Origin of the sequence: Zobellella denitrificans, assembly GCF_002407485.1 — a bacterium.
Classification (GTDB): domain Bacteria; phylum Pseudomonadota; class Gammaproteobacteria; order Enterobacterales; family Aeromonadaceae; genus Oceanimonas; species Oceanimonas denitrificans.
In genome coordinates this window covers 3,455,274-3,479,542 of the sequence record NZ_CP012621.1, presented here as the reverse complement: position 1 = coordinate 3,479,542, position 24,269 = coordinate 3,455,274, and the positions used below count along the sequence as shown (strand labels likewise).

The 24,269-nt window shown below is 65.9% G+C and carries 22 protein-coding genes, 1 tRNA gene and 1 pseudogene; 14 read left to right on the top strand and 10 right to left on the bottom strand.

From position 1 onward, the window contains the following. The first annotated feature begins 27 nt into the window (after window positions 1–27). From AN401_RS16430 to rraB, 3 genes are all read left to right on the top strand, one after another. Window positions 28–1,695 carry a methyl-accepting chemotaxis protein gene (locus tag AN401_RS16430; protein ID WP_094040306.1) on the top strand — a complete coding sequence of 556 codons (1,668 nt, stop codon included), beginning with the start codon at window positions 28–30 and terminating at the stop codon, window positions 1,693–1,695. A gap of 116 nt (window positions 1,696–1,811) precedes the next feature. Then, a complete protein-coding gene (locus AN401_RS16425; protein ID WP_094040307.1) occupies window positions 1,812–2,531 on the top strand; it encodes a 1-acylglycerol-3-phosphate O-acyltransferase in 720 nt (239 codons plus the stop codon). A 159-nt stretch (window positions 2,532–2,690) separates the two neighbouring features. Then, on the top strand, window positions 2,691–3,035 hold the full coding sequence (gene rraB / locus AN401_RS16420; protein ID WP_094040308.1) for a ribonuclease E inhibitor RraB: 345 nt from the start codon (window positions 2,691–2,693) through the stop codon (window positions 3,033–3,035). Here rraB and AN401_RS16415 read toward each other — a convergent pair whose 3' ends face one another. Beyond that, window positions 3,036–3,560, bottom strand: a complete 525-nt coding sequence (locus tag AN401_RS16415; RefSeq protein ID WP_096779945.1) for a GNAT family N-acetyltransferase — start codon at window positions 3,558–3,560, stop codon at window positions 3,036–3,038. A 140-nt stretch (window positions 3,561–3,700) separates the two neighbouring features. Between AN401_RS16415 and AN401_RS16410 the strand changes: the two genes are divergently transcribed. Then, window positions 3,701–5,968 carry a DUF6351 family protein gene (locus tag AN401_RS16410; RefSeq protein ID WP_096779944.1) on the top strand — a complete coding sequence of 756 codons (2,268 nt, stop codon included), beginning with the start codon at window positions 3,701–3,703 and terminating at the stop codon, window positions 5,966–5,968. 32 nt (window positions 5,969–6,000) lie between these two features. Further along, window positions 6,001–6,408: a hypothetical protein gene (locus AN401_RS16405; RefSeq protein ID WP_094040311.1), complete on the top strand. Its 408-nt coding sequence runs from the start codon at window positions 6,001–6,003 to the stop codon at window positions 6,406–6,408. A gap of 2 nt (window positions 6,409–6,410) precedes the next feature. Here AN401_RS16405 and AN401_RS16400 read toward each other — a convergent pair whose 3' ends face one another. Then, window positions 6,411–7,223, bottom strand: a complete 813-nt coding sequence (locus tag AN401_RS16400) for a helix-turn-helix domain-containing protein (RefSeq protein WP_094040312.1) — start codon at window positions 7,221–7,223, stop codon at window positions 6,411–6,413. A 353-nt stretch (window positions 7,224–7,576) separates the two neighbouring features. Between AN401_RS16400 and AN401_RS16395 the strand changes: the two genes are divergently transcribed. The 4 genes from AN401_RS16395 (at window position 7,577) to ada (ending at window position 11,564) form a co-directional block, all read left to right on the top strand. Beyond that, entirely contained in the window at window positions 7,577–8,974 is a 1,398-nt protein-coding gene (locus tag AN401_RS16395) for an aspartate ammonia-lyase (protein WP_096779943.1), read from the top strand. 1 nt (window position 8,975) lies between these two features. Beyond that, complete coding sequence (locus AN401_RS16390; RefSeq protein WP_094040314.1) at window positions 8,976–9,986, top strand: type I asparaginase; 1,011 nt, start codon at window positions 8,976–8,978, stop codon at window positions 9,984–9,986. A gap of 125 nt (window positions 9,987–10,111) precedes the next feature. Beyond that, window positions 10,112–10,339, top strand: a complete 228-nt coding sequence (locus AN401_RS16385; RefSeq protein WP_198401756.1) for a glycine zipper 2TM domain-containing protein — start codon at window positions 10,112–10,114, stop codon at window positions 10,337–10,339. Between the two features lie 142 nt (window positions 10,340–10,481). Next, a complete protein-coding gene (gene ada, locus AN401_RS16380) occupies window positions 10,482–11,564 on the top strand; it encodes a bifunctional DNA-binding transcriptional regulator/O6-methylguanine-DNA methyltransferase Ada (protein WP_096779942.1) in 1,083 nt (360 codons plus the stop codon). A gap of 4 nt (window positions 11,565–11,568) precedes the next feature. Here ada and AN401_RS16375 read toward each other — a convergent pair whose 3' ends face one another. The 7 genes and pseudogenes from AN401_RS16375 to pepA form a co-directional block, all read right to left on the bottom strand. Next, on the bottom strand, window positions 11,569–12,117 hold the full coding sequence (locus tag AN401_RS16375) for a CAP domain-containing protein (protein WP_096779941.1): 549 nt from the start codon (window positions 12,115–12,117) through the stop codon (window positions 11,569–11,571). A gap of 75 nt (window positions 12,118–12,192) precedes the next feature. After that, window positions 12,193–12,633: an OmpA family protein gene (locus AN401_RS20210; protein ID WP_232513468.1), complete on the bottom strand. Its 441-nt coding sequence runs from the start codon at window positions 12,631–12,633 to the stop codon at window positions 12,193–12,195. Then, window positions 12,539–13,906: a diguanylate cyclase domain-containing protein gene (locus tag AN401_RS16365; protein ID WP_096779939.1), complete on the bottom strand. Its 1,368-nt coding sequence runs from the start codon at window positions 13,904–13,906 to the stop codon at window positions 12,539–12,541. The genes AN401_RS20210 and AN401_RS16365 overlap by 95 nt, the downstream gene beginning before the upstream one ends. A 3-nt stretch (window positions 13,907–13,909) precedes the next feature. After that, window positions 13,910–14,439: pseudogene (locus AN401_RS16360) on the bottom strand (YfiR family protein). A 147-nt stretch (window positions 14,440–14,586) separates the two neighbouring features. Further along, window positions 14,587–17,439, bottom strand: a complete 2,853-nt coding sequence (locus tag AN401_RS16355; protein ID WP_096779938.1) for a valine--tRNA ligase — start codon at window positions 17,437–17,439, stop codon at window positions 14,587–14,589. A gap of 4 nt (window positions 17,440–17,443) precedes the next feature. Beyond that, window positions 17,444–17,890 carry a DNA polymerase III subunit chi gene (locus AN401_RS16350; RefSeq protein WP_094040154.1) on the bottom strand — a complete coding sequence of 149 codons (447 nt, stop codon included), beginning with the start codon at window positions 17,888–17,890 and terminating at the stop codon, window positions 17,444–17,446. 2 nt (window positions 17,891–17,892) lie between these two features. Further along, window positions 17,893–19,404 carry a leucyl aminopeptidase gene (pepA, locus tag AN401_RS16345; protein WP_096779937.1) on the bottom strand — a complete coding sequence of 504 codons (1,512 nt, stop codon included), beginning with the start codon at window positions 19,402–19,404 and terminating at the stop codon, window positions 17,893–17,895. Between the two features lie 154 nt (window positions 19,405–19,558). Here pepA and lptF point away from each other — a divergent pair, with 154 nt between their 5' ends. Together lptF and lptG are read left to right on the top strand one after the other, a co-directional pair. Next, window positions 19,559–20,674 (top strand): LPS export ABC transporter permease LptF, encoded by a 1,116-nt coding sequence (gene lptF, locus AN401_RS16340; RefSeq protein ID WP_198401755.1) that lies wholly within the window; start codon window positions 19,559–19,561, stop codon window positions 20,672–20,674. After that, window positions 20,674–21,744: an LPS export ABC transporter permease LptG gene (gene lptG, locus AN401_RS16335; protein WP_094040157.1), complete on the top strand. Its 1,071-nt coding sequence runs from the start codon at window positions 20,674–20,676 to the stop codon at window positions 21,742–21,744. The genes lptF and lptG overlap by 1 nt, the downstream gene beginning before the upstream one ends. Before the next feature lie 90 nt (window positions 21,745–21,834). On the opposite strand, the gene AN401_RS16330 is transcribed toward lptG, so the two are convergent. Then, entirely contained in the window at window positions 21,835–22,329 is a 495-nt protein-coding gene (locus AN401_RS16330) for an RDD family protein (protein ID WP_094040158.1), read from the bottom strand. A 178-nt stretch (window positions 22,330–22,507) separates the two neighbouring features. Here AN401_RS16330 and AN401_RS16325 point away from each other — a divergent pair. The 3 genes from AN401_RS16325 (at window position 22,508) to AN401_RS19865 (ending at window position 24,268) form a co-directional block, all read left to right on the top strand. Then, window positions 22,508–22,592 (top strand) — tRNA-Leu (locus tag AN401_RS16325). Between the two features lie 76 nt (window positions 22,593–22,668). After that, window positions 22,669–24,006, top strand: a complete 1,338-nt coding sequence (gene rlmD, locus AN401_RS16320; protein ID WP_096779935.1) for a 23S rRNA (uracil(1939)-C(5))-methyltransferase RlmD — start codon at window positions 22,669–22,671, stop codon at window positions 24,004–24,006. A gap of 61 nt (window positions 24,007–24,067) precedes the next feature. Further along, a complete protein-coding gene (locus AN401_RS19865) occupies window positions 24,068–24,268 on the top strand; it encodes a hypothetical protein (RefSeq protein WP_157772296.1) in 201 nt (66 codons plus the stop codon). Window position 24,269: the final 1 nt, after the last annotated feature.

Here is a 24,269-nt window from a genome sequence, read left to right as displayed (position 1 = left end):
TTGTCTATCTGGGGTGGGAGAACAACAATGACGGGCGATTTGACCCTCAAGGGCATTATCCGGCTGATTTTCGGGGTGGTGCTGACCTTTGCGCTGGTGCTGGGCGGTGCCCTCTACCTGCTGCTGCAGTCCCAGCAGGGCGTTCAGCAGGCCCAGCAGAAGAAATTCGACTATTTCAACTCGGCCAACCTGCTGCGGATGATGTCCTCCGAATTGACCTCGCGTATTCGCAACCATGTGGCCACCGGCTCGGATCGGGAGCTGGCCGCTTACCATAACGTGCTGGCCATGACGGAGGGGAAGCGCCCCCGGGTCGATGGCCGAACCCTCTCCAACGAGCAGATGCTGCTGGGCATGGAGCTGACCTCCGAGGAGCTGGCGCTGCTGGAAAAAGGCCGCCAGGCCACCCTGGTCATGGCCCGGCTGGAGGATGAGGCGATCCGGCTGATGGTGGCCGGTCATGAGCAGGAGGCGCGGCTGAAGGTGTTCAGCAGCGCCTATGATCAGCAACGGGATCTGATGCTGGAATCGGTAAACCAGTTCATCACCCTGCTGCTGCACCGGCTGGACGCGGAGATCGCCGTCGCCGAGGCGCGCAACCGGCTGATGGTGACGGTGATGGTGGCCATGTCGCTGCTGCTGGTGGTGCTCAGCCTGATCCTGGGCTGGACCCTGAGGCGCGCCGTGCTGCAGCCCCTGGGCGCCGAACCCGGCGAGATGGAGCGGGTGGCCAGTCATATCGCCGCGGGCGATCTCAGCCTGCGCTTCGCCTCGGGCACCCAGGGGGTCTATGGCAAGCTGCACCATATGACCGACAAGCTGCGTGAACTGATCGGCCAGATCAACCAGTCCAGCGCCAGCCTGGCCTCGGCGGCGGAGGAAACCTCGGCGGTGTCGCTGCAGACCAGCAGCAACCTGAGCCGCCAGCAGCAGGACACCGAACAGGTGGCCACCGCCATCAACCAGATGTCCGCCACCGTGCAGGAAGTGTCCCACAATACCGGCCAGGCGGCCGAATCCGCCCGTTCCGCTCACGAAGCGGCGGAGCAGGGCAAAAAGGTGGTGCAGCAGACGGTGGCCTCCATCAGCCGGCTGGCGGAGGACGTGGCGTCCACCGGCCAGGTGGTGCAGTCCCTGTCCGACAGCAGCACCCGGATAAGCTCGGTGGTGCAGGTGATCCAGGAGATTGCCGACAGAACCAACCTGCTGGCGCTGAACGCCGCCATCGAAGCGGCCCGGGCCGGCGAGCAGGGACGGGGATTCGCGGTGGTGGCCGAAGAGGTGCGCAACCTGGCGGCCCAGACCCAGCAGTCGTCCCAGGAGATAGTGGCCACCATCACCCGGCTGCAGGCGGATGCGGAGCAGGCAATGGCCGCGATGATCAATGGCCGCGGCCAGGCCGAGCAGACGGTGGCCCAGGCGCGGGAGGCGGAGCAGGCACTGGAGCTGATCAGCCGGGCGGTGCAGACCATTCACGACATGAACACCCAGATTGCCAGCGCCGTGGACGAGCAGGCGGCGGTGACCGAGGACATCAGCCGCAATATCTCCAATATCCACGCCATGGGCGGGGAGACCGCCGCCGGCGCCGATCAGACCGCCAGCGCCAGCCGCGAACTGGCCCAACTGGCCGAGCAGTTGCAACTGGCGGTGCAGGGCTTCCGCCTGGAGCGGGGCGAGCCCGGATTGTCCTGAGCGGCACCGGCCGAGGTGGGTGCGCCCGCCTCGGCCTGCCCCGACCAGGGCGGCCGGCCTTGTTCCCTCCGGGTCCCCTCAGTATACTGCTGCCTCTCTTAACGCGAGGTTCCTTCATGTTGAAGTTGCTGCGGCTGCTAGTGCTGGCCCTGGCCATGATAGTGGTCTTTGTACTGGGCACCCTGTTGTGCCTGCTGCGCCCCCGTCACCCCAACAACGTCTACCTGCTCGGCCGGCTGTTCCACAAGGCCTGTCCCCTGGTGGGGCTCAAGATCAGGATCCGCGGACTGGAGCACGTCGCGGGGCTCGAGTCGGCGGTCTATATCGCCAACCACCAGAGCAACTGGGACATCATCGTCCACCCGGGGGTGGTGATGCCGCGTACCGTGGCCATCGGCAAGAAGGCGCTGTTCTGGATCCCCCTGTTCGGCCAGCTGTTCTGGCTGAGCGGCAACCTGCTGATCAACCGGGAAAACAAGGCCAAGGCCGCCGGCACCATAGGCACTGTGGTGGACAAGATCCGCCACAACCGCATGTCGATCTGGATGTTCCCCGAGGGGACCCGCAGCCAGGGCAAGGGCCTGCTGCCGTTCAAGACCGGCGCCTTCCATATCGCCCTGCAGGCCCGGGTGCCCATAGTTCCCATCGCCTGCTCCAGCTACTTCGGCCAGGTGGATCTGAACCGCTGGGACAACGGCGAGGTGCTGATCGATATTATGCCGCCCATCGATATCGAGCCGTACGAGCCGGCCCAGCTGCGCGAGTTGCTCAAGCACAGCCGCCAGCTGATCGCCGAGCGCATCGAGGCGCTGGACAAGGAAGCGCGCCGTCCCTAAGAGCCTGTTTGAAATCTTTTGTACCTGGCCAAAGCGTGCTGCTCCGCCGACACGCCGTAACCCCCTCCCTGGGGGCTCCGCCGCGCCCTCCCTGGCGCGGAGGGTCGGCGGAGCCTCACCCTTTGTCCTCCCTAATGCTTTACGGCCCAGGAGCCCTCTATGAGTGAACAGCAAGACTGGCGGGAAGAAACCCGCGAGATAATCGCCTCCCTGCTGGAGGACGGCAGCAACCCGGATGCGGAATACAGCATAGAGCATCATTTCTCCGGCCAGGACTTCAACCGCCTGGAGAAGGCGGCGGTGGACTGCTTCAAGGCCGGCTTCGAGGTGACCGACGCCGAAGAGCTGACCCTGGAGCGGGGCCAGGTGCTGCTCTGCTTCGACGCCATCAAGGATGGTCCCCTGACCGAGGAGGCCATCATGGCCCAGGTGGCGCAGCTGCTGCCGATTGCCGAGAAATACGGCATCGACTACGACGGCTGGGGCACCTACTTCGAGGAGTGATCAGCCGAGGGGGCGCATCAGGGTGAGTTCGCAGTCGTGGTGGCCGGTATCGCCCAGCCGCTCACAGGGGGTGAACCCCAGGCGCCGGTAGAGCGCCAGCGCCTCTTCCAGGCAGGCGGTGGTTTCCAGGTAGCAGTACCGGTAGCCCAGCCGTCGGGCCTGATCCAGCACCTGCTGCGCCAACTGCCGGCCCAGCCCCAGGCCGCGGGCCGGGGCCGCCAGGTACATCTTCTGCAGCTCGCACACCCGCGGGTGGCCCGCCACCGGCCCCAGTCCGGCGCCGCCCAGCAGCTGTCCCGCTTCGTCCGTCACCACCCAGTAGCCCGCGCCGGGCTTGTCGTAGACCTCCGAGAGCCGGTCCAGCTGGGGATCGGCCACGCTGAAGCCCCGGTCCGCGGTGAGGCCGTATTCGGCCGAGACGACGCGGATCAGGGCCGCCAGGGCGGCATCGTCCCGCCGCGCCAGGGGCCTGAGCCGCAGGCCCTGTCCGGGGCGTGAGACGAGCAAGGAAAGGGGATTGTCCATCGGTAACTCCTGTTGCTGGCATGGCGCCACCATAGCCGCTTTATAACGCCGTGCAAGGAGATTTTTATCGTGCCATGCCGGGTAGGCGGCGGCGCCATTGGCTAACCTTAATGCCAGGCAGGATAAAAAAGGAGAGCGCCATGGACCAGGCCCGCACCCTATCCCTGTTGGTGCCGCTGGCCCTCGTCGTCGCCCTGAGCGGGTGCGGCGAGATCCAGGCCCGGCTGGGCCGGCACCTGTTGCCGGAGCCGCCCGAGCTGGTGGTGGAGGCCCTGCCACCCGGCTACGATCCCGCCGCGCCCCGAGCGCCCTACGGCGGCCCCCACTCTTCCCTGGTTTCCCTGGATCTGTCCGCCTTCGACTTTCCCGTGCTCCCGGGCCAGGTGGGGCCGGTGGATACCTCCCTCGGCCCCCTGCAGTATCCCTTCGCCTGCAATACCGAGGATTCGGACCTGGGCCAGCCGCTGGTGGACAACCGGGAAGGCATCGGCATGCCGGTATTCGAGGAGCTGGACGGGGTCAAGGACAAGCGACGCCTGCTCGGGCACAGCAAGGACTGCCTGCTGCCGACCCGGGTGGATTACTACTACAAGGTGGAGGGACGGGACGACTTCAGGCCTTGGCCCGATGAGGACATACCGGAGGATCTGGCCTGGCTGGACTGGCGGGGCCAATCCATTCCCTTCGTGTTGCGGGTGGAGCGGGGCACCATCAACCGCTTCATCTACGTGATCGCCATGCTGGCGGATCCCGAGGCGCCGGTCACCGACACGCACAGTCCCTACTGGAATAAAAAGCTCATCTATCACTTCAAGGGCGGGGTGGGCATCGGCAAGCGCCAGGGGCGCATGAGCCTGGGCAGCATCGGCGGCCGGCTCGTCACCCAGCTGGCCCAGGGCTACGCCCTGGCCGGCTCCAGCGGCAACGTCACCAGCAACCACTACAACATGTGGCTGGCGGCCAACACCGCCGAGCTGGTCAAGGCCCAGTTCGAGGCACGTTACGGCAGGCCCGACTATACGGTGGGCATCGGCGGCTCGGGCGGGGCGGTGCAGCAGTACCTGATCGCCCAGAACAAGCCCGGCCTGCTCGACGCCCTCATTCCCCAGTACAGCTACCCGGACATGATCACCCAGAGCATCTGGGCCCTGGACTGCGAGCTGCTGGAGTACTATTTCGACGTGACCGCCCGGGACAACCAGCGCTGGCAGGTGCAGGAAAACCGGGGCCTGGTGATGGGCGTGGCGGCCAGCAGCGAGGTGGAGCACGAGTTCAAGAAATACTACCGCTGGGCGCGGATGGCCGGCCTCGGCCTGCGCCTGCCCGGCCTGCCGCCGGGGGCGACCGAGTGCTCCAAGAGCTGGCGTGGGCTGGCCCCCCTGACCAACAACCCCCACTATTCCCACCGGGCCCATCATTACGCGCCGGCGGTGGCCAGGCAGGAACGTTTCAGCCACTGGCACGATCTGGCCCATGTCTACGGGGTGGGGGAGGACGGCTACGCCCACCGTACCCACGACAACACCGGCGTCCAGTATGGCCTGGATGCCCTGGTGCGGGGGCAGATCAGCCCGGCCGAGTTTTTCCACCTGAACGCCAATATCGGCAGCTGGAAGGCGCCGAAAGACATGGCCCAGGAAAAACTCTGGGTGCTGACCGGGGATGACAGCCTGGCGGACGTATCCATATGGAGCGATCATAACATGCAGAAGACCCCGGGCAGCCCGGTGCCGCTGCGGGTCTTCGCGCGCAACCAGGTGGATCTGGTCAAGACGGCGCCCCGTAGCCGGGGGCACCTGGCCGCCATCGCCGCCGCCTACCGTTCCGGTCATGTGTTCCTGGGCGATATCGACATACCGGTGATCGACCTGCGCCACTATCTGGACAACGAGCTCGACATGCACCATTCCTACGCCACCCTGTCGTCCTGGTTGCGGATCAGGGCGGCCCGGGGCAACACCGATAATCTGGTGATCTGGCAGAGCGGCAAGCCCTACAACCCCAGCGACAAGGCCTTCGAGGTACTGGATGAATGGCTGACCACGGGGCAAAGGCCGGCCTCGGCCCGGGATGCCTGCTGGACCGACACCGGCGAGCTGATCGCCGAGGGCGAGCATGTGTGGAACGGCGCCTGGCGGGGGGATGCGAGCACCGGCGCCTGCCTGGCCCATTACCCCCCCTACCGATCGCCGCGCAACGTGGCGGGCGCGCCCCTGACCGGCGAGCTGTTCAAGTGCGCCCTGGTGCCGGTGAGCGAGGCGATCATCCGGGGCTTTTATGGCGGGCTCGACATGCGCCCCCACCTGGCCATGCTGGAAAAGGTGTTTCCCGAAGGGGTGTGCGACTACAGCCGGGGCGATGTGGCGCGCCCGTCGGACGCTGAGCTGGGGCTGGCGCCCGTGCTATAGTGGCGTCATGCAACAAGCCGGAGAGCACGAGAGTGGAGCAAAGCGAAGACGCGCACGCCCTGCTGTGGGACGAATACAAATACCGCCACGATCATATCTGGAAGAAGCTGTTCCAGATCACCATCGCCGTGGTGCTGCTGGGGGCCGTGCCCTACCTCAAGCCCGACATCACCCGGGTGCTGCAGGGCTGGATCCTGATCGCCCCCCTGCTGGGCACGGTATTATCCCTGATCACCCTGTTCCTGATGCACTTCGAACTGGGCCTGTTCGCCAGGATCGCCGCCGCCCACCGCCGGCACCAGGAGGAGACTGGCCTGATCCGCCACAGCCCCCATCACTATTTCCGCTACCTGGTGATGATCTACGTGGCCTTCCTGTTCCTGGTCAGCCTGGCCAACGTGGCCGTGGTACGGCTGCTGTGGCTGGGGCAGGTGGCCTGACATCAGAAACAGTGGCGGGCACGGAAGTGATGCTCTCCCGGCGCCATCTCGTTGCGGATGGCGGCAAGCACGGCCGGCGAGATCTGGCCGCCGTCCGCCTCGAAGGTACTGCACAGCCTGAGGGTGCGGCGGATGTCCACCCGGTGGCCCAGGTACTCGAACACCACCCGGGTGCAGCTGGGAATGCGCTCGCCGCTGGCCGAGGCCCCCAGGCGCAGGCCGCTGAGCCGGCCCACCCGGCTCTTGAAGGTAGGGATGAGAATGGTCTGGGTCAGCTGGTTGCAGGTCAGCGACTCGTAGTCCACCAGGAAGATGCGATCCGCCAGCAGGTGGGCCATGCCCAGATATTTGCTGTGGTAGACCCGCTCGCCGGGGCTTTGCTGCAGCCGCTCGGTGCGCTGGTAGTAGACGCGGCCGTCCCGCTTCTCCAGGCACACCAGGTTGCGCAGTATCTTGCCCGGAAAGGCCATGGAATAGTGGTATTCGAAGTAGTAGCCCAGGTACTTGTCGAGCCCCTGGGAGTTGGCCTGCAGCAGATCCAGGTGGCGGTATTCCGGATGTTCCTCCGCCTCTTCCCGCGGCCGGGGCCGCACCTGGATCAGCAGCTCGAACTGGCTGTGGGGCATCAGGATCTCGTGCTCCTCCACCCCGAAGAAGTCGCACAACCGGCGCAGGCTGTGGGCCGAGGGCTTGTAGCGCCCGCTCAGGTAGCGGTTGAACTGGGGCCGGTTGACCTTGAGCTTGCGGCACACCTCGGCCACCGACTTGTAGTAGCTGCACAGCAGGCGCAGGTTCTTGGCGAAATCGTGATGCATAGGGACTCCGGGAAAACTGCGCCCAGTGTACCCAAAGTCGGTTTCCTGCAACAGAGTGCGCCTGTATCTGATTGATGCAGCCAGTGCGTCAGACAGCGCCACTTTGCTACAGGGCGCCAAATTCCCCGTCAGCCCCCCTTGTTGCTGTAATAACGCCAACAGATGAACCTGTGCGAACGCGCTCAGGCACCGGAAGGCACAGCACGCCGACACGCTGTGAATACATCCCTGTACGCTCGCACATGCCATCCATGGCATGTGACGGTCGGCTTAGCTGTATCCTTCCGTTGCCTGTTCGGTATCCCGGTCGTCTGACTCGTCAAACAACAGTGCAAGCCGGTGGGAGAAGCCAAATGCAAACACGTACCGAATACGATCTTCTGGGTGAACAACAGGTGCCGGCCGAGGCCTGGTACGGTATCCAGACCCAGCGCGCCAAGCAGAACTTCAACATCACCGGTGTGCCCATCAGCCACTTCCCCGAACTGATCCGGGCCCTGGCCATGGTCAAGGCCGCCGCCGCCCGCGCCAACCACCAGCTCGGCCTGCTGCCCGGCCACAAGGCCGAGGCCATCGAGGCCGCCTGCGCCGACATTATCCGTGGCGAGCTGCACGACCAGTTTATCGTGGATCTGATCCAGGGCGGGGCCGGCACCTCCACCAACATGAACGCCAACGAGGTGATCGCCAACCTGGCCCTGAGCAAGCTGGGGCACGAGCGCGGCCGGTACAAGGAGCTGCACCCCAACAACGACGTCAACCGCTCCCAGTCCACCAACGACGCCTATCCCACCGCCGCCCGCCTGGCCATCGTGTTCGCCGCCCAGCCGCTGAAGGAAGCCATTGCCGGCCTGCAGCACAGCCTGGCCGACAAGGGCCGTGAGTTCGCCCATATCCTCAAGATGGGCCGCACCCAGTTGCAGGACGCCGTGCCCATGACCCTGGGGCAGGAGTTCGAGGCCTTCGCCGTCAACCTGGGCGAGGAAGAGGCACGCATCGACGACGCCTGCCGCCTGCTGTGCGAGGTCAACCTGGGCGGCACCGCCATCGGCACCGGCATCAACGCCCATCCGCGCTACGCCCGCCTGGCGGTGAACGAGCTGGCCGACATCACCGAGCTGCCGGTGAGCCTGGCCGGCAACCTGGTGGAAGCCACCTCCGACATGGGCGCCTTCGTCACCTTCTCCAGCGTGCTCAAGCGGCTGGCGGTGAAGCTGTCCAAGCTCAGCAACGACCTGCGCCTGCTGTCCAGCGGCCCCCGCACCGGCCTGGGCGAGATCAGCCTGCCGGCCATGCAGCCCGGCTCCTCCATCATGCCCGGCAAGGTCAACCCGGTGATCCCCGAGGCCATGAACCAGACCGCCTTCCAGGTCATTGGCGCCGATCTGGCGGTGACCCTGGCGGCCGAGGCCGGCCAGCTGCAGCTCAACGCCATGGAGCCGCTGATCATCTACAACCTGCTCAACAGCTGCCGCATGCTGGGCGAGGCCATCCGCATGCTGGACGAGCGCTGCGTGCGCGGCATCGAGGCCAACGAAGCCCAGTGCGCCAGCCATGTGGCGAACAGCATCGGCATCGTCACCGCCCTGGTACCCCATATCGGCTACGACAACGCCAGCCGTATCGCCGGCCAGGCGCTGCTGAGCGGGGCCGGGGTGGCCGAGCTGGTGCAGAAGGAAGGGCTCTTGAGCGAGGCGCAACTGGCCGCCATCCTGAGCCCGGCGGCCATGGTGGCGCCGGTGGAGGCCTGAGATGGGACGGGTACTGATACTGCATACCGGCGGCACCATCGGCTGCCGGGCCTCCAGCGAGGGACACAAGCCGGATCCGGAGTTCGCCCGGCTGCTGCGCCGGCGGCTGGCGGACAGCGGCGAGCCGGAACTGCCCGAGTTCGACGTGATCGAGCTGCACCAGTTGATCGACAGCGCCAACCTGACCCCGGCCCACTGGGCCCAGATCGCCGGCCTGCTGGTGATCCACTGGCAGGACTACGACGGCTTCCTGGTGCTGCACGGCACCGACACCATGGCCTACAGCGCGGCGGCGCTGTCCTTTATGCTGCCGGGGCAGGACAAGCCGGTGATCTTCACCGGCTCCCAGATCCCCCTGTCCGAGCGACGCAGCGACGGCCTGGACAACGTCATCAACGGCTTGCACCTGTGCCAGCGGCCGGGGCTGGCCGAGGTGTGCATCTATTTCAACGGCCGGCTGCTGCGGGGCAACCGCACCACCAAGCTCAAGGCCACCGAGCTGGACGCCTTCGCCTCGCCCAACCATCCCCCCCTGGGGGTGGCCGGCATCCGCCTGGAGCCGGAGGCGGGCCTGCTGCTGCCGCCGACGCCGCTGTGCTTCCGCATTCCCGAGTTCGACCCCGAGGCGGTGACGGTGCTCAGCCTCTACCCGGGCATCAGCGCCCGGGCCGCCCGTGCCCTGCTCGACGACGAGCGGGTACGCGGCGCCGTCATGCTGAGCTTCGGGGTGGGCAATCCGCCCGACGCCAACACCGAACTGATGCAGGTGCTGGCAGCGGCGGTGGAACGGGGGCAGGTCATCGTCAACCGCACCCACTGCCTCTACGGCAAGGTGGATCAGGGCACCTATGCCACCGGCAACAGTCTAAACCGTATCGGCGTGATCCCCGGCGGCGACCTGACCCTGGAGGCGGCCTTCGCCAAGCTGCACTACCTGCTGGCGATGGAAACCGATCCCGGGCGGGTGCGCGAGCTGATGCGCCGGCCCCTGCGCGGCGAGATGAGCGCCTGAGCGACAGCAGTCTGCGCAGGGCGCGACCGGCGGCTGGGCGTCCGGGTCTCCGGCGGATACAATCAGGATAAGGGGCCGGTACCCGGGTGCCGGCGGGGCGAACAGACAGAGCCGAGGTAATGACCATGACCATCAAGACGAAACTGACGGGCGGCGCCCTCGCCGCCGTCCTGCTGCTGGGCCTGTCGGCCTGCGCCAGCATGTCCGAACGGGAACGCAACACCGCCATCGGCGCCGGCGTCGGTGGCGTGGCCGGCTCCGTGCTGACCGGCGGCAGCACCACAGGTACCATTGGCGGCGCCGTGGTGGGCGGGGTGATCGGCAACCAGATCGAGACCAAGGACAAGAAGTAATACCCACACCGGCATGGCGGGGCCCCGCCATGCCGCCTCTTTCCTCCACGCCCGGCGGGCGGATTCCAGCGCAAGAATCGGGGTGCCGGGCGGCGTCGACGGAGCTACAGTAAGGCCATTATCCCGCACCGAGGACCCGCCCATGAGCCGCCGCCATGCCGAAAACGCCGCACACATCATCCAGGATCCCCGCTGGGCCCAGGTAGAGGCCCGGGATCCGGCCGCCGACGGCCGTTTCTGCTACGGAGTGATCACCACCGGCGTCTACTGCCGTCCCTCCTGCCCGTCGCGCCGGGCCCGGCCCGAGCACATCCGTTTCTATGACTCGGCCATGGCGGCCGAGGCGGCGGGGTTCCGGCCCTGCCGGCGTTGCCGCCCAGAGCAGCCCGACCCGGGCGGCCGGCAGGCGCTGATCACGGCCCTGTGCCGCCATATCGAGCAGGCGGACCATAGCCCCACCCTGGCCGAACTGTCGGCCAGGGTGGGGCTCAGCCCCGGGCATCTGCAGCGCTTGTTCAAGGCCGGTACCGGGCTCAGCCCCAGGGCCTATGCCCAGGCCTGCCGGGCGGAGCGGGTGCGGCGGGCGCTGGCGCGGGAGCGGAGCGTGACCGAGGCCATCTTCGAGGCCGGCTACGGCGCCGGCAGCCGTTTCTACGAAGAAGCCGACCAGCTGCTGGGCATGCCCCCCGGGCGCTACCGCGCCGGCGGGGCCGGTACCGAGATCCGCTTCGCCGTCGGCCAGTGCAGCCTGGGGGCCATACTGGTGGCCATGAGCGACAAGGGCATCTGCGCCATCCTGCTGGGGGACGATGCCGAGGCCCTGCTGCGGGAGTTGCAGGAGCGTTTTCCCGCCGCCCGGCTGATCGGTGGCGAGACGGGGTTCGAGCAGTGGGTGGCCCGGGTGGTGGGCCTGGTGGAATGTCCCCGTCAGGGGCAGGATCTGCCGCTCGATATCCGCGGCACCGTCTTTCAGCAGAAGGTCTGGCAGGCCCTGCGGCAGATACCGGCGGGGGCGACCATCAGCTACGCCGAGCTGGCCCGGCGCATCGGCCAGCCGCGGGCGGTGCGGGCCGTGGCCGGGGCCTGCGCCGCCAATGCCCTGGCGGTGGCCATTCCCTGTCACCGGGTGGTACGCACCGACGGCGGCTTGTCCGGCTACCGCTGGGGCATCGCCCGCAAGCGGCAACTGCTGGCGCGGGAGGCGGAGCCTGCAGAAGAGGGTTGAGCCATCAGTAGGCCCTTTCTCCCAGGTAGTTGCCGGGCGGGTAGTAGTTGCATACCAGTATCAGGTTGTTGCCGCAGCTGGATGTGGCGCAGCCCAGCTCCCGGGTGGAAGGCCAGACCATCTGGGTGTAGTGGCCCACCACCGGCGCCAGCGCCCGGGTCAGGGGCTGGCCCCGGTAGTCGCGTTTTTCTTCCTCCCAGGCCCTGACCCCGTCCAGCTCGTCATAGAACCCCAGGGTGCCCAAGAAGAGGTTTTCGCCAAAGCCCGAGCCCTGGCTGTGCTCCAGGGCGCAGCGCCGGGCCAGTACCCCGGCCCAGCGTTCGGCCTGCTCGGTGGCGCGCGCCGACCAGCCCAGGGGGGCTGCCCCCACCTCGGCGCGGGCGGCGTTGTGGGCCGCCAGCAGCGCCCGGCGCTGGTCCTGGGTGAGCACGCCGGGGCCGGACAGCTCCGCTTCCCGGGACGGGGACGACGCGGGCGGGGGCGAGCCGGCCTCTCCGGCACCTGAGCAGGCCACCAGCAGCAGGGCGAGAACACAGGCGGTCACGAAGTTCATGGGATGCTCCGATGGATGGCTGTTTCTCCTAGCCTAGGCCGGTCTGCCATTTTCTTCCCGTCGCAGGCGGCGATGTCAGTCGGTAATCACGATGGCCACCCTGCGATTCTGGGCCCGCCCTTCCCGGGTGCGGTTGCTGGCGACCGGCTTGGTATCGGCCAGGCCGCGTACCTCCAGGTTTTGCCTGGGCATGCCGGTATCCACCAGCACCTCGGCCACCGATTCGGCCCGGAGCAGGGACAGTCGCTGGTTGTACTCCCGCGCGCCGTAGGAGTCGGTGTGGCCGTCAAGGCGGGCCCAGTCGATATCTACCGACAGCAGGGCCAGGCCTATCTGTTCCACCGTAGTCCGGCTGGCGGGAGTCAGGCTGGCCACTTCGTTGGCGAACAGCACCCGATCCGAGAGCCCCAGTTCCCATCCCTCATCGGTCGGCTGGAAGCCCTGCGCCTGCAGCAGGGCCTGCTGCCTGGGCGTCAGCCCGGTCGGGGTCTGGCAGGCGCTCAGCAACAGGCCCACCAGGGCCAGGGACAACAGTTTGCTCGTCTTCACTTTCACATGATCCTCGTGCTTGGTTATTGTTGTGGGCGGCCTCATATCGGGCCTGTTTTAGCCGATACATGGCCATGTCGGCCTGCTGCATCAGGGCATCGGCATTGTCGGCGTCCTGGGGGTACTGGGCCAGGCCGATGCTGAGGCTGCAGCGGAGCTCCCCTCCCTGCGGCAGGGAGATGGGAGCGCTCATGGCGCGGTGCAGGTCACGGATGATCTGCTCCGCTCCCCGCCGGGGAGTGGGCGGGGACAGCAATATGGCGAACTCGTCCCCGCCCAGGCGGGCGGCCACGTCATGGTAACGTTTTACCCGCTCGCGTAGCTGTTTCGCCACCGTCGTCAATATCAGGTCGCCGGCGGCATGGCCGTAGGTATCATTGATCTGCTTGAATTTGTTGCAATCCAGGTAGAGCAGCGCGAATTCGTCATCGCGCCGGCGGGAATACTCCACGGCCTGCCGCAGCCGGCGTTCGAACAGGGCACGGTTGGGCAGGCCGGTGAGACTGTCGTGGGTCGCTTGGTGTTCAAGCCTGGCTTTCTCGGTGTCCTGATGCTGCTGCCACTGCTGCAGTTCGTCGAGCAGGGCGTTGAAGTTCTGGTTAAGGGAGTGCAACTCGGCGATGTCGTCGTCGGGCAGGCGCCGGCTGAAATCGCGATGCTTGCGCACGGCATAGGCCTGCCCCGCCAACCGTTGCAGTGGGGTGACTATGTTGTCCAGCATCCGCCGGGACAAGAGGTAGGCGCCGAGGGCGCTGAGCAGCAAGCCGGCGAGCAGGGCCAGCAGGCTGTTGAGCAGAAATACCAGCAAGGCGGCACCATGGGCGTCCACCTCTACCTGGGCGATCTGGCGACCGGCATGGATCATGGACACCTTGACGCCTTCGGGCAGCAGCCATAGGGCCAGGCGGCGTTCCAGTTCGGCACGATGACCGCCCACGGGGCGTTGCCATTCGGCAAACAGCCTGCCGTCCGGCAGCCGGAGCCGGACCCGGCCAATCTGTTCCTCTCGGGCGATAAGTGCCAGATAGTCGTTGGCGGCGACCTCGTCTTCGAAGACTACCGCGGCTTCGGTGGTATAGCCGATGGCCCGGCCGACCAGTTCCAGGTTGTGCTCGGCATAGCCGCGCAGGGCGAGCAATATGGCGGGGGACAGGCAGAGGGCGGCGATGGTGATGCCGACCAGGGTCAGTTTCAGGTTGGCACGGCGTACTATCCGCCACAGGCTGGGACGACGACGCAAGGCTTATTCTCCTCGTGGGCGGGACAGGCGCAGCACCGCGGGATGGATGCGAATGCCGCTGCGGGCCAGGCTGTCCAGGTTGACGCTGAAGCCGACCCGGCTGTCCCTGATACCCAGGCAGAAAATACCTCCCAGGGCACACTCGGGATTGTTTTCCTCTATGGTGAGGACAGGCGCCTCACCCAGTCGCCGCGCCATCATCTGTCTGAGCTCGGGGGACAGCACCCCCAGATAGAGCAGGTCGCACTCCTGCTCAAGCCCGTGCTCTTCCAGCCCTATTCTCCGGCTCTCGATGGGAGTACCTGGGCCTTGTCCAGTTGCAGCAGAGCATCGGCGTATTCGGTGGGGGCGGCCACACACAGGCGCAGGGGAAACGGAGCCACCGGCCAGCGGCTGTAGCTCAGGATGTCGAGCACCGTCCTGGCTACCGCCAGGTTGCGTTGCTCGGCCTGTGTCTGGGGGGGGGCGGCATCGGCCAGAACCGGACTCGCCAGCAGCAGCGCAATGAGGTAGCCGAACAGCTGGGGCTTCATGTGACCGCGGATGCTCTCTTGTGGATTCAGATGAATAGTTTAACAACGGGGAGGACGATCGAACAGCTTGGCAGGGGAAAAATGGCATGTCCGGAGGAAGCAAGCTGCCCCGGGCGGAGCCGGGGCAGCTTGATGACAGGGTGGTGATCAGAGGCTTGCTATCTGCTCGCGCTGGGCCTGCAGCTTGGCCAGGGTGGCCTGGTAGTCGGCCAGCTTCTCCTGCTCCTTGGCCACCACCTCGGCGGGGGCCTTGGCGACGAAGCCCTGGTTGTTCAGCTTGCCTTCCAGCCGCTTGATTTCACCGCCGACCTTGTCCAGCTCCTTCTGCAGGCGCGCAAGCTCCGCGTCCTTGTCGATAAGTCCCGCCATCGGCAGCAGCAGCTCGGTGTCGCCGATCAACTGCTTGGTGGACACCGGTGCTTCTTCATCGGCGGCCAGCAGGGTGATGCTGTCGAGCTTGGCCATGGCCCTGAGGAAGGCGTCGTTGTCGGTGGCGCGGCGGGCGTCGTCCCCGGCCGGGCGCAGCAGCACGTTCAGCCCCTGGCCGGGGGGGATGTTCATCTCGGCGCGCAGGTTGCGGATGGACACGATAAAGCGCTTCACCCACTCCAGATCCGCCATCGCCTGCTCGTCTTCCAGCGCCGCATCGGCTTGCGGGTAGGCGGCCAGCATGATGCTGTCGCCGGCGCGGCCTGCGAGCGGGGCCACCCGCTGCCAGATCTCCTCGGTGATAAAGGGGATCATGGGGTGGGCCAGGCGCAGCAGGGTTTCCAGTACCTCGATCAGGGTCTTGCGGGTAGCGCGCTGCTCGGCCTCGGAGCCGTGCCACAGCACCGGCTTGGTCAGCTCCAGGTACCAGTCGCAGAACTGGTTCCAGATAAACTCGTAGAGCGCGTTGGCGGCCCGGTCGAAGCGGTAGCCGTCGAGCGCGGCGCGCACGTCCCGGATGGTGGCCTGCAACTGGGCCTGGATCCAGCGATCCGCCAGTGAGTACTGCAGTTCGCCGCCGTTCTGGCCGCAGTCCTGCTGCTCGGTGTTCATCAGCACGTAGCGGGAGGCGTTCCACAGCTTGTTGCAGAAGTTGCGGTAGCCGTCCAGGCGCTTCATGTCCCAGTTGATGTCCCGGCCGGTGGAGGCCATGGCGCACAGGGTGAAGCGCAGGGCGTCGGTGCCGTGGGGCTCGATGCCCTCGGGGAACTCCCTGCGGGTGTTCTTCTCGATCTTGGCGGCCAGCTGGGGCTGCATCATGTTGCCGGTGCGCTTGGCCACCAGCGACTCCAGATCGATGCCGTCGATCATGTCGAGCGGGTCCAGCACGTTGCCCTTGGACTTGGACATCTTGTCGCCGTTCTCGTCGCGGATCAGGCCGGTGACGTAGACGGTCTTGAACGGCACCTGGGGCTTGCCGTTCTCGTCCTTGATGAAGTGCATGGTCATCATGATCATGCGCGCCACCCAGAAGAAGATGATGTCGAAGCCGGTGACCAGCACGCTGGAGGGGTGGAAGGTCTCGAGCTCCGGGGTCCGCTCCGGCCAGCCCAGGGTGGAGAAGGTCCACAGCGCCGAGCTGAACCAGGTGTCGAGCACGTCTTCGTCCTGGCGCAGACTGACGTCATCGCCAAGGTGATGGGTGGCGCGCACCTCGGCCTCGTCCCGGCCCACGTAGACCTGGCCGTTGTCGTCGTACCAGGCGGGGATGCGGTGGCCCCACCACAGCTGGCGGGAGATGCACCAGTCCTGGATGTCGCGCATCCAGGAGAAATACATGTTTTCGTACTGCTTGGGCACGAACTGGATGTCGCCGTCCTCCACCGCCTGGGTGGCCACCTTGGCCAGGGGCGCGGCGCGTACGTACCACTGATCGGTAAGCATGGGCTCGATCACCACGCCGCCCCGGTCGCCGTAGGGCACGGTCAGCTCGTGATCCTTGACCCCGTCGAGCAGGCCCAGTTGTTCCAGCTCGGTCACCACGGCGGTGCGGGCCTCAAAGCGGTCCAAGCCGCGGAAGGCGGCGGGCAGTTCGGCGCCGTAGGCGTCGGACGGCTCGCCCTTGGTGGTGAACACCTCGGCCTGGTCGCGGATCTCGGCGTTGAGGGTGAGCACGTTGATCATCGGCAGGCCGTGGCGCTTGCCCACCTCGTAGTCGTTGAAGTCGTGGGCCGGGGTGATCTTGACGCAGCCGGTGCCCTTTTCCATGTCGGCGTGTTCGTCGCCCACTATGGGGATACGGCGGTTGACGATGGGCAGGATGATGTCCTTGCCGATCAGATCCTTATAGCGCGGATCTTCCGGGTTTACCGCCACCGCGGTGTCGCCCAGCATGGTCTCGGGGCGGGTGGTGGCCACCACCAGGTAATCCTTGCCGTCGGCGGTCTTGACGCCGTCGGCCAGGGGGTAGCGGAAGTGCCACATGTGGCCCTTCATCTCGCGGTTTTCCACCTCCAGATCGGAGATGGCGGTGTGCAGCTTGGGATCCCAGTTTACCAGCCGCTTGCCGCGGTAGATGAGGTCGTCCTCGTACAGGCGCACGAACACTTCCTTCACCGCGTTGGACAGGCCCTCGTCCATGGTGAAGCGCTCGCGATCCCAGTCCACCGAGGCGCCCAGGCGGCGCAACTGGCGGGTGATGGTGCCGCCGGATTCCTTCTTCCACGCCCAGATCTTGTCGATAAAGGCGTCGCGGCCGTAGTCGTGGCGGCTCTTGCCCTCTTCGGCGGCGATCTTGCGCTCCACCACCATCTGGGTGGCGATGCCGGCGTGGTCGGTGCCCACCTGCCACAGGGTGTTCTTGCCCTGCATGCGCTGGTAGCGGATCAGGGTGTCCATGATGGAGTCCTGGAAGGCGTGGCCCATGTGCAGGCTGCCGGTCACGTTGGGCGGCGGTATCATGATGCTGTAGGCATCTTTGCTGGTGTCGCCGTGGGCCTTGAAGTAGCCCTTGCTTTCCCATTGCTGGTACAGGGCCTGTTCGATGGCGCTGGGATTAAACGTCTTTTCCATGGTGTTATGCGTCTTCAGTTTGGGATGGTGCAGGTTCGGTGGTCAGTTCGACCCCGGCCTGACGATAGGCTTTAAAGCGTTCACGGGCCTGCTGCTTGCCGGCCTCGTCGGATGGCACGAAGTCATACAGCCGGCTGAAACGCCGGGCGAAGGCCGGGGCCTGGGGCGCCAGGTTGATCAGCACCGGCCTGGCGCCGTGAGGCGCCTGCGGGCTGATCACCACCGGCGCCCCCTGGCGCGGGCCTTCGCCTTGCAGGTTGTGGGCCACGAAGCTGTCCGGCTCCTGCTGCCACAGCCGCTCGTCCAGGGCTTCGGCCTGGGCCTGGTCGGCGGTGTGGATGAACACTCCCTCTCCCTGGCGGTAGCAGTCGGTGGCGAGCCGGCACACCAGCCGCTCCAGAAAGGTGGCGTCGGCATGGTCAGGCAGCAGGTAGAAACAGCCCCGGTTCATGTTCATTCTTCGGCGTTGTTGACGCCGGAGCGGTTCAACAGAAACTGGGTCAGCAGCGGCACCGGTCGGCCGGTGGCGCCCTTCTCCTTGCCGCTCTTCCAGGCGGTGCCGGCCACGTCCAGGTGCGCCCAGTTGTACTTCTTGGTGAAGCGGCTGAGGAAGCAGGCGGCGGTGATGGTACCCGCCGGCCGGCCGCCGATGTTGGCCATGTCGGCGAAGGGGCTTTCCAGCTGCTCCTGGTACTCGTCGCCCATGGGCAGGCGCCAGGCCCGGTCGCCGGCCTGTTCGGAGGCGTTGAGCAGCTCGTGGGCCAGGGGGTTGTGGTTGGCCAGCAGCCCCGAGGTGTGGTGGCCCAGGGCGATGATGCAGGCGCCGGTGAGGGTGGCCACGTCCACCACCGCTTCCGGTTCGAAGCGCTCGATAAAGGTCAGGGCGTCGCACAGCACCAGACGGCCTTCGGCGTCGGTGTTGAGGATCTCCACCGTCTGGCCGGACATGGTGGTGAGGATGTCGCCGGGGCGATAGGCGTTGCCGTCGGGCATGTTCTCGCAGCCGGCCAGCACCGCCACCACGTTGACCGGCAACTGCAGTTCGGCCAGGGCGTGCATGGTACCCAGCACCGCGGCGGCGCCGCCCATGTCGTACTTCATTTCGTCCATGCCGTCGGCCGGCTTGAGCGAGATGCCGCCGGCGTCGAAGGTCAGGCCCTTGCCCACCAGGGCGATGGGGCGGGCACCCTGGTCCGGGTTGCCCTTGTATTCGATCACCGACATCATGGCTTCGTTGTGGGAGCCGCGGGCCACCGCCAGGTAGGCGTTCATGCCCAGCTCGGCCATTTCTTCCTCGCCGATCACCCGGGTGCTGATGTTGTCGTAGGCGTCGGCCAGCTGGCGCGCCTGGGAAGCCAGGTAGGCCGGGTTGCACACATTGGGCGGCATGTTGGCCACGTCCCGGCAGATGCGCACGCCCTTGGACACGGCCAGGCCGTGCTGGATGGCGCGCTCGCCTATGGTCAGCTCCCGTCGCGTGGGCACATTGAACACCAGCTTGCGCAGCGGGCGGCGCGGCTCGGCCTTGTTGGTCTTGAACTGGTCGAAGCTGTAGAGGCAGGCCTGGGTGGTTTCCACCGCCTGGCGGACCTTCCAGTAGGTGTCGCGGCCCTTGACGTGCAGCTCGGTGAGGAAGCACACCGCCTCCATGGAGCCGGTCTCGTTCAGGGTGCTGATGGTCTTTCTGATGATCTGCTTGTACTGGCGTTCGTCCAGCTCGCGCTCCTTGCCGCAGCCCACCAGCAGCACCCGTTCGCCCAGCACACCGGGCACCTGGTGCAGCAGCAGCATCTGGCCGGCCTTGCCTTCCAGATCGCCCCGGCGCAGCAGGGAACTGAGGTAACCGTCGCTGATCTTGTCCAGCTGCTCGGCCACCGGCGACAGCCGGCGGGGTTCGAAGACACCTACCACAATGCAGGCGCTGCGCTGTTTTTCGGGGCTACCGCTTTTGACACTGAACTCCATGGATTCTCCTACAGCCTGAAGACAATGGGCGCCAGATGAACGATAATGATGGCCATCGCCAAGGCGCCGATCTTCGCGTACTTAATATACGAAAATCGTGATTTTACGCTTATTGTTAAGCGTTTCCATTAAAAAAGACAAGTTTACACTGGGATTGACGGTGATTGCATTCCGCTATTTGTTTCGGGAAACCCTGAAGACACAACTGGCCGTGTTGTTCGTCTTGCTGCTTATCTTTATCAGCCAGAATTTTATCGAGGTGCTGGGCGAGGCGGCCAGCGGCAAGATCCCCGGTGCCCTGGTGGGCCGGCTGCTGCTGCTCAACATGCCGGAAATGGCGACCCTGATGCTGCCGGTGAGCCTCTTTATCGGGGTGCTGTTCGCCCATGGCCGGCTCTATGCCGAGAGTGAAATGACGGTGATGAAGGCGGTGGGGATGGGGCCGGGCAAGATCATGCGGGCCACCCTGATCCTCGCCCTGTTCTGGATGGGCGTGGCCCTGGTCAACTCGCTCTGGCTCAACCCCTGGTCCAGGGAGCAGATCTACCAGATCCGCGACCAGGTGCAGTCGGATCCGGGCTTTGCGGTATTGCGCGAGGCCCGCTTTATGAGCCTGGACGGCGGCCGCATTGTGGCCTACGTGGAGGAACTCAAGCCGGACAGCGCCGGCGACCGGCTCAACCGTCTGTTCGTGGTGCAGCGGGGCCAGTCCCAGCAGGCGCCGAGCGTGGTGGTGGCCGACGGCGGACGCATCCATGAGCGCAACGGCGGCCAGTGGCTGACCCTGGAGGAAGGGCGGCGCTACAGCGGCAGCCCCGGCAACCGCCAGTTCGACGTGGCCGAATTCGAGGAATACAGCGCCTATATCCGCCCCGCCGAGGTGACCGCCTCGGAGCACAAGGCGGCGGCCAGCTCCAGTGCCGCCCTGTGGCGGTCCGGCGAGTTGCGGGACCAGACCGAACTGCAATGGCGCCTGGCCATGCCCCTGTCGGCCCTGGTGCTGACCCTGATGGTGGTGCCGCTGGCGGTGGTGAATCCGCGCCAGGGCCGCTACGCCAAGCTGCTGCCGGCCATCCTGCTCTACCTCGCCTATTTCCTGCTGCAAAGCGCCGCCCGCTCGGCGGTGGAGGCGGGTAGCCTGCCGCTCTATCCCGGGCTCTATACGGTGCCGCTGCTGTTCCTGTTGTTGGTGGCGTTGCCCCTCAACCTGCTGGAAACGGCCTGGTGGAACCGGATCCGGGAAAAACTCAAAGGGAGCAAAACCGCCTGATGTTCAGTATTCTCGACCGTTACATCGGCCGCACCGTGCTGATGTCCATCCTGTTGTGCGAACTGGTCCTGGTGGGGTTGTCCGCCATCATCCGTTACGTGGAGCAATTGCGCAGCGTGGGCGAGGGCAGCTATACCCTGCTGGCGGCCTTCTACTACGTGCTGCTGTCCATGCCCAAGGAAATCGTGCTGTTTTTCCCCATCGCCGCCCTGCTGGGGGGCCTTATCGGCCTGGGGCAGCTGGCCAGCTCGAGCGAGCTGGTGGTGATGCAGGCCTCCGGCAGCTCCCGCTTCAACATCGTGACCAGCGCCCTGAAGACGGCGCTGCCCTTGATGCTGCTGATTATGCTGGTGGGGGAATACGTGGCGCCGGTGGCCAAGCTGGCTGCGGATGACCTGCGCACCCAGTCCCGCTCCAACGGCCAGGTGGTGTTGTCGGTACACGGGGTCTGGGCCAAGGATGCCGAGGCCTATATCAATATCGGCCAGGCCCGGCGCGACGGCACCCTGAGCAATGTCACCCTCTATTATTTCGACGAGGACATGAAGCTCAGCCGTATCACCCAGGCGGCGCAGGCCGAATACGGGGACGACCAGTGGCAACTGCTCAACGTCACCCATACCCTGTTCAACCACGGGGTGGCCATTACCACCGAGCGGGAGCCGGCGTTGGCCTGGCGTTCCAGCCTGACCCCGGAGAAGCTGGGGGTGGTGTCCATCGATCCGGATGAGCTGTCGATGCGCGGCCTGTGGGAATACCGGGCCTACCTGGAAGAAAACGGCCAGGACGGCAGCCGCTACGCCCTGGAGTTCTGGCGCAAGGCGCTGCAACCGGTGATGGTGGTGGCCATGATGCTGCTGGCGTCGTCCTTCGTGTTCGGCGCCCTGCGCAGCGTGACCATGGGCGCCCGACTGCTGATGGGCATTTTGTTCGGCTTCGGCTTTTATGTAGCCAACGAGGTGTTCGGCCCCATCAGCCTGGTCTACGCGGTGCCGCCGGCGATCGGTGCCCTGGGGCCCAGCCTGCTGTTTATCGGGGTGGCGCTGTTTTTGCTGAATCGCCGGGCCTAGGTGTGAGGGCCTAGGCGTGAGGGGAGAGGGGATAGGCGTGGGGACTCCGCCTCACCCCTTCCGCCTCACCCCTCACTCCTCACGTACCTATCAATCCCGGCTCAACAGCTGCCGGTTCTGCTCCTTGGTCAGCACCACCACCTCGCAGTCGGCGATCCTGTCCTGCAGCGCAAGTTTGGTGCCCGGGTTGAGCCAGACCCAGAAATTGCCCAGCCCCAGCAGGGCGCTGACGGCCCGCATCAGGGCCTGGGTGATGCTCAGGCGGCTGCCGTCGGTGTTCTGCACCCGCAGGCGCCAGGCGCGCATGCCGATGGTCTGGCCGCTGGTATGCCAGAACCAGCAATAAAAGCCCAGCACCACCGCCAGCAGGTAGAGGCTGTACAGCCGGCTGGCGCCGAGCAGGGCGGCGGTGTCATCGTGCTGGCCCAGCCCGATCCAGCCCAGGGCCAGGGCCAGTTGGGTCAGGCCGAAACCGGCAAAGCCGGCCACCATCAACAGCGCCGCCACCACCAGCACGTCATACAGCCAGGCCCCCAGGCGACGCATCACGCCCGCCCTGGGCAGCCCTACATAAGAAGAAACCACCGCATATCACCCGTTTTGCCAAAAAGTGGCTGCATTCTAGCAAAAGCGGCAGCGCTGGTAACCGTTGCCTGTGCGGGCAATTAATGCGCAATCATCCGGCCAGCCTTCAGAATCCGCTTGCGGGGCCTGGGCGGATACGTATAATGCAAGCCGCTCACCCTGGTGAGCCTACCAAAGTGGCAGTGTGATGGAATTGGTAGACATGAGTGATTCAAAATCACTTGCCTTCGGGCGTGCCGGTTCGAGTCCGGCCACTGCTACCACTTAAACCCAGCATAGGCTGGGTTTTTTTGTTTTTGCTAAGCTGACAGCCAGCGTCAATTTTCAGAGTGCAGTCCCATGTTAAAACCCGGCCAGCAGGTTACCGTTTCCGTCCACAGCCTTACCGACAAGGGGGATGGCATTGCCACCCTGGGCGGGCGGCCGCTCTATGTCGAGGGTGTGCTGCCGGGAGAGCAGGCCGAGGTACGGCTGACCCTGGTCAAGCCCAACTTCTGCCACGGCCGGCTGGTGCGGCTGGTGCAGGCGGCGGCCTGCCGGCGCGAGGATTTCTGTCCCTACACCGCCTGTGGCGGCTGTCAGGTGCGGGTGATGGATTACCAGGCCCAGCTCGAACTCAAGCGTCAGTTGCTGCTGGATGCCCTCAAGGCCCAAGGGCTGGACTGCCCGGTGGCCCAAACCCTGGGCATGGACGACCCCTTTCATTACCGCAACAAGGCCCAGTACGCGGTGCAGCCCGGTCCCTTTATCGGCTTTTACGCCAAGCACAGCCACCAGCTGGTGGAGGTAGAGCAATGCCGGGTGCAGGCACCGGAAACCGCCGAAGTGGTACGGCGGGTGCGGGACTGGATGCGCGGCACGGCCCAACCCGCCTATAACGAGGCGACGGGGGAGGGGATGGTGCGCCATATCATGGTGCGCAACGGGGTGAACAGCGGCGAGCTGATGGTGGTGCTGGTGGTGGCGACTATGCCGTCGGAGCCTGCCCTGGCGCAACTGGTGGCCGGGCTTGAGTCTTTGCCGGGCCTGGCCAGCCTGGTGCTCAATATCAACGGCGACGGCGGCAACCGGGTGCTGGGGCCGGACAACCGGCTGCTCTGGGGCAAGGAGGCCATTGCCGACAGCCTGGACGGCCTGGAGTTCGCCATCTCGCCGCTGTCCTTCTACCAGGTCAACCCGCGCCAGACCGAGGTGCTCTACCGGGAGGCCCTGCGCCAGGCCGATCTCAAGGGCCATGAGACGGTGTTCGACCTCTACTGCGGCATCGGCACCATCGCCCTGTTTATGGCCCGGCAAGCGCATCGGGTGATCGGTGTGGAGCTGGTGCCGGAGGCGATTGCCGACGCCCGCGCCAACGCCGAGCGCAACGGCCTGGCCAACGTGGAGTTTCATCCGGGCGCGGCGGAGACGGTGGTGCCCGGGCTCTACCGGCAGGGGCTCAGGGCGGATGTGGTGGTGGTGGATCCGCCGCGCAAGGGCTGCGATCAGGCGCTGCTCGAGACCCTGGCCGAGATGAAGCCCGAGCGGCTGGTATACGTGTCCTGCAATCCCAAGAGCCTGGCCCGGGATCTGGCCTGGCTCAGCAAGCACGGCTTCGAGCTGGAACAGGCCACGCCGGTGGACATGTTCCCTCACACCATGCACGTGGAAACCGTGGCCCTGCTGAGGCGGCGCTGAAGAAAACCTTGTAAATTAATAAATGATAACTATTATCAATAACTCGACAAAGGAGGCGCTTGTGGTCGTGTTATTGGTACTGGCATGGTTGACGGTGGTGTGGTGGGTGCCCGCATCGGGCCTTACCCTCTGGCTGAGCGCGGGTTTCGCCCTCTTTGCCTTGGTGCTGGCCATGCCCTCGGTCAGCCGCCATTGGTACTGGCTGCCGGTGGGCGGCCTGGCCGGCCTGGGGCTGACCCTGGGATTGCTGCTGGGGGGATGAG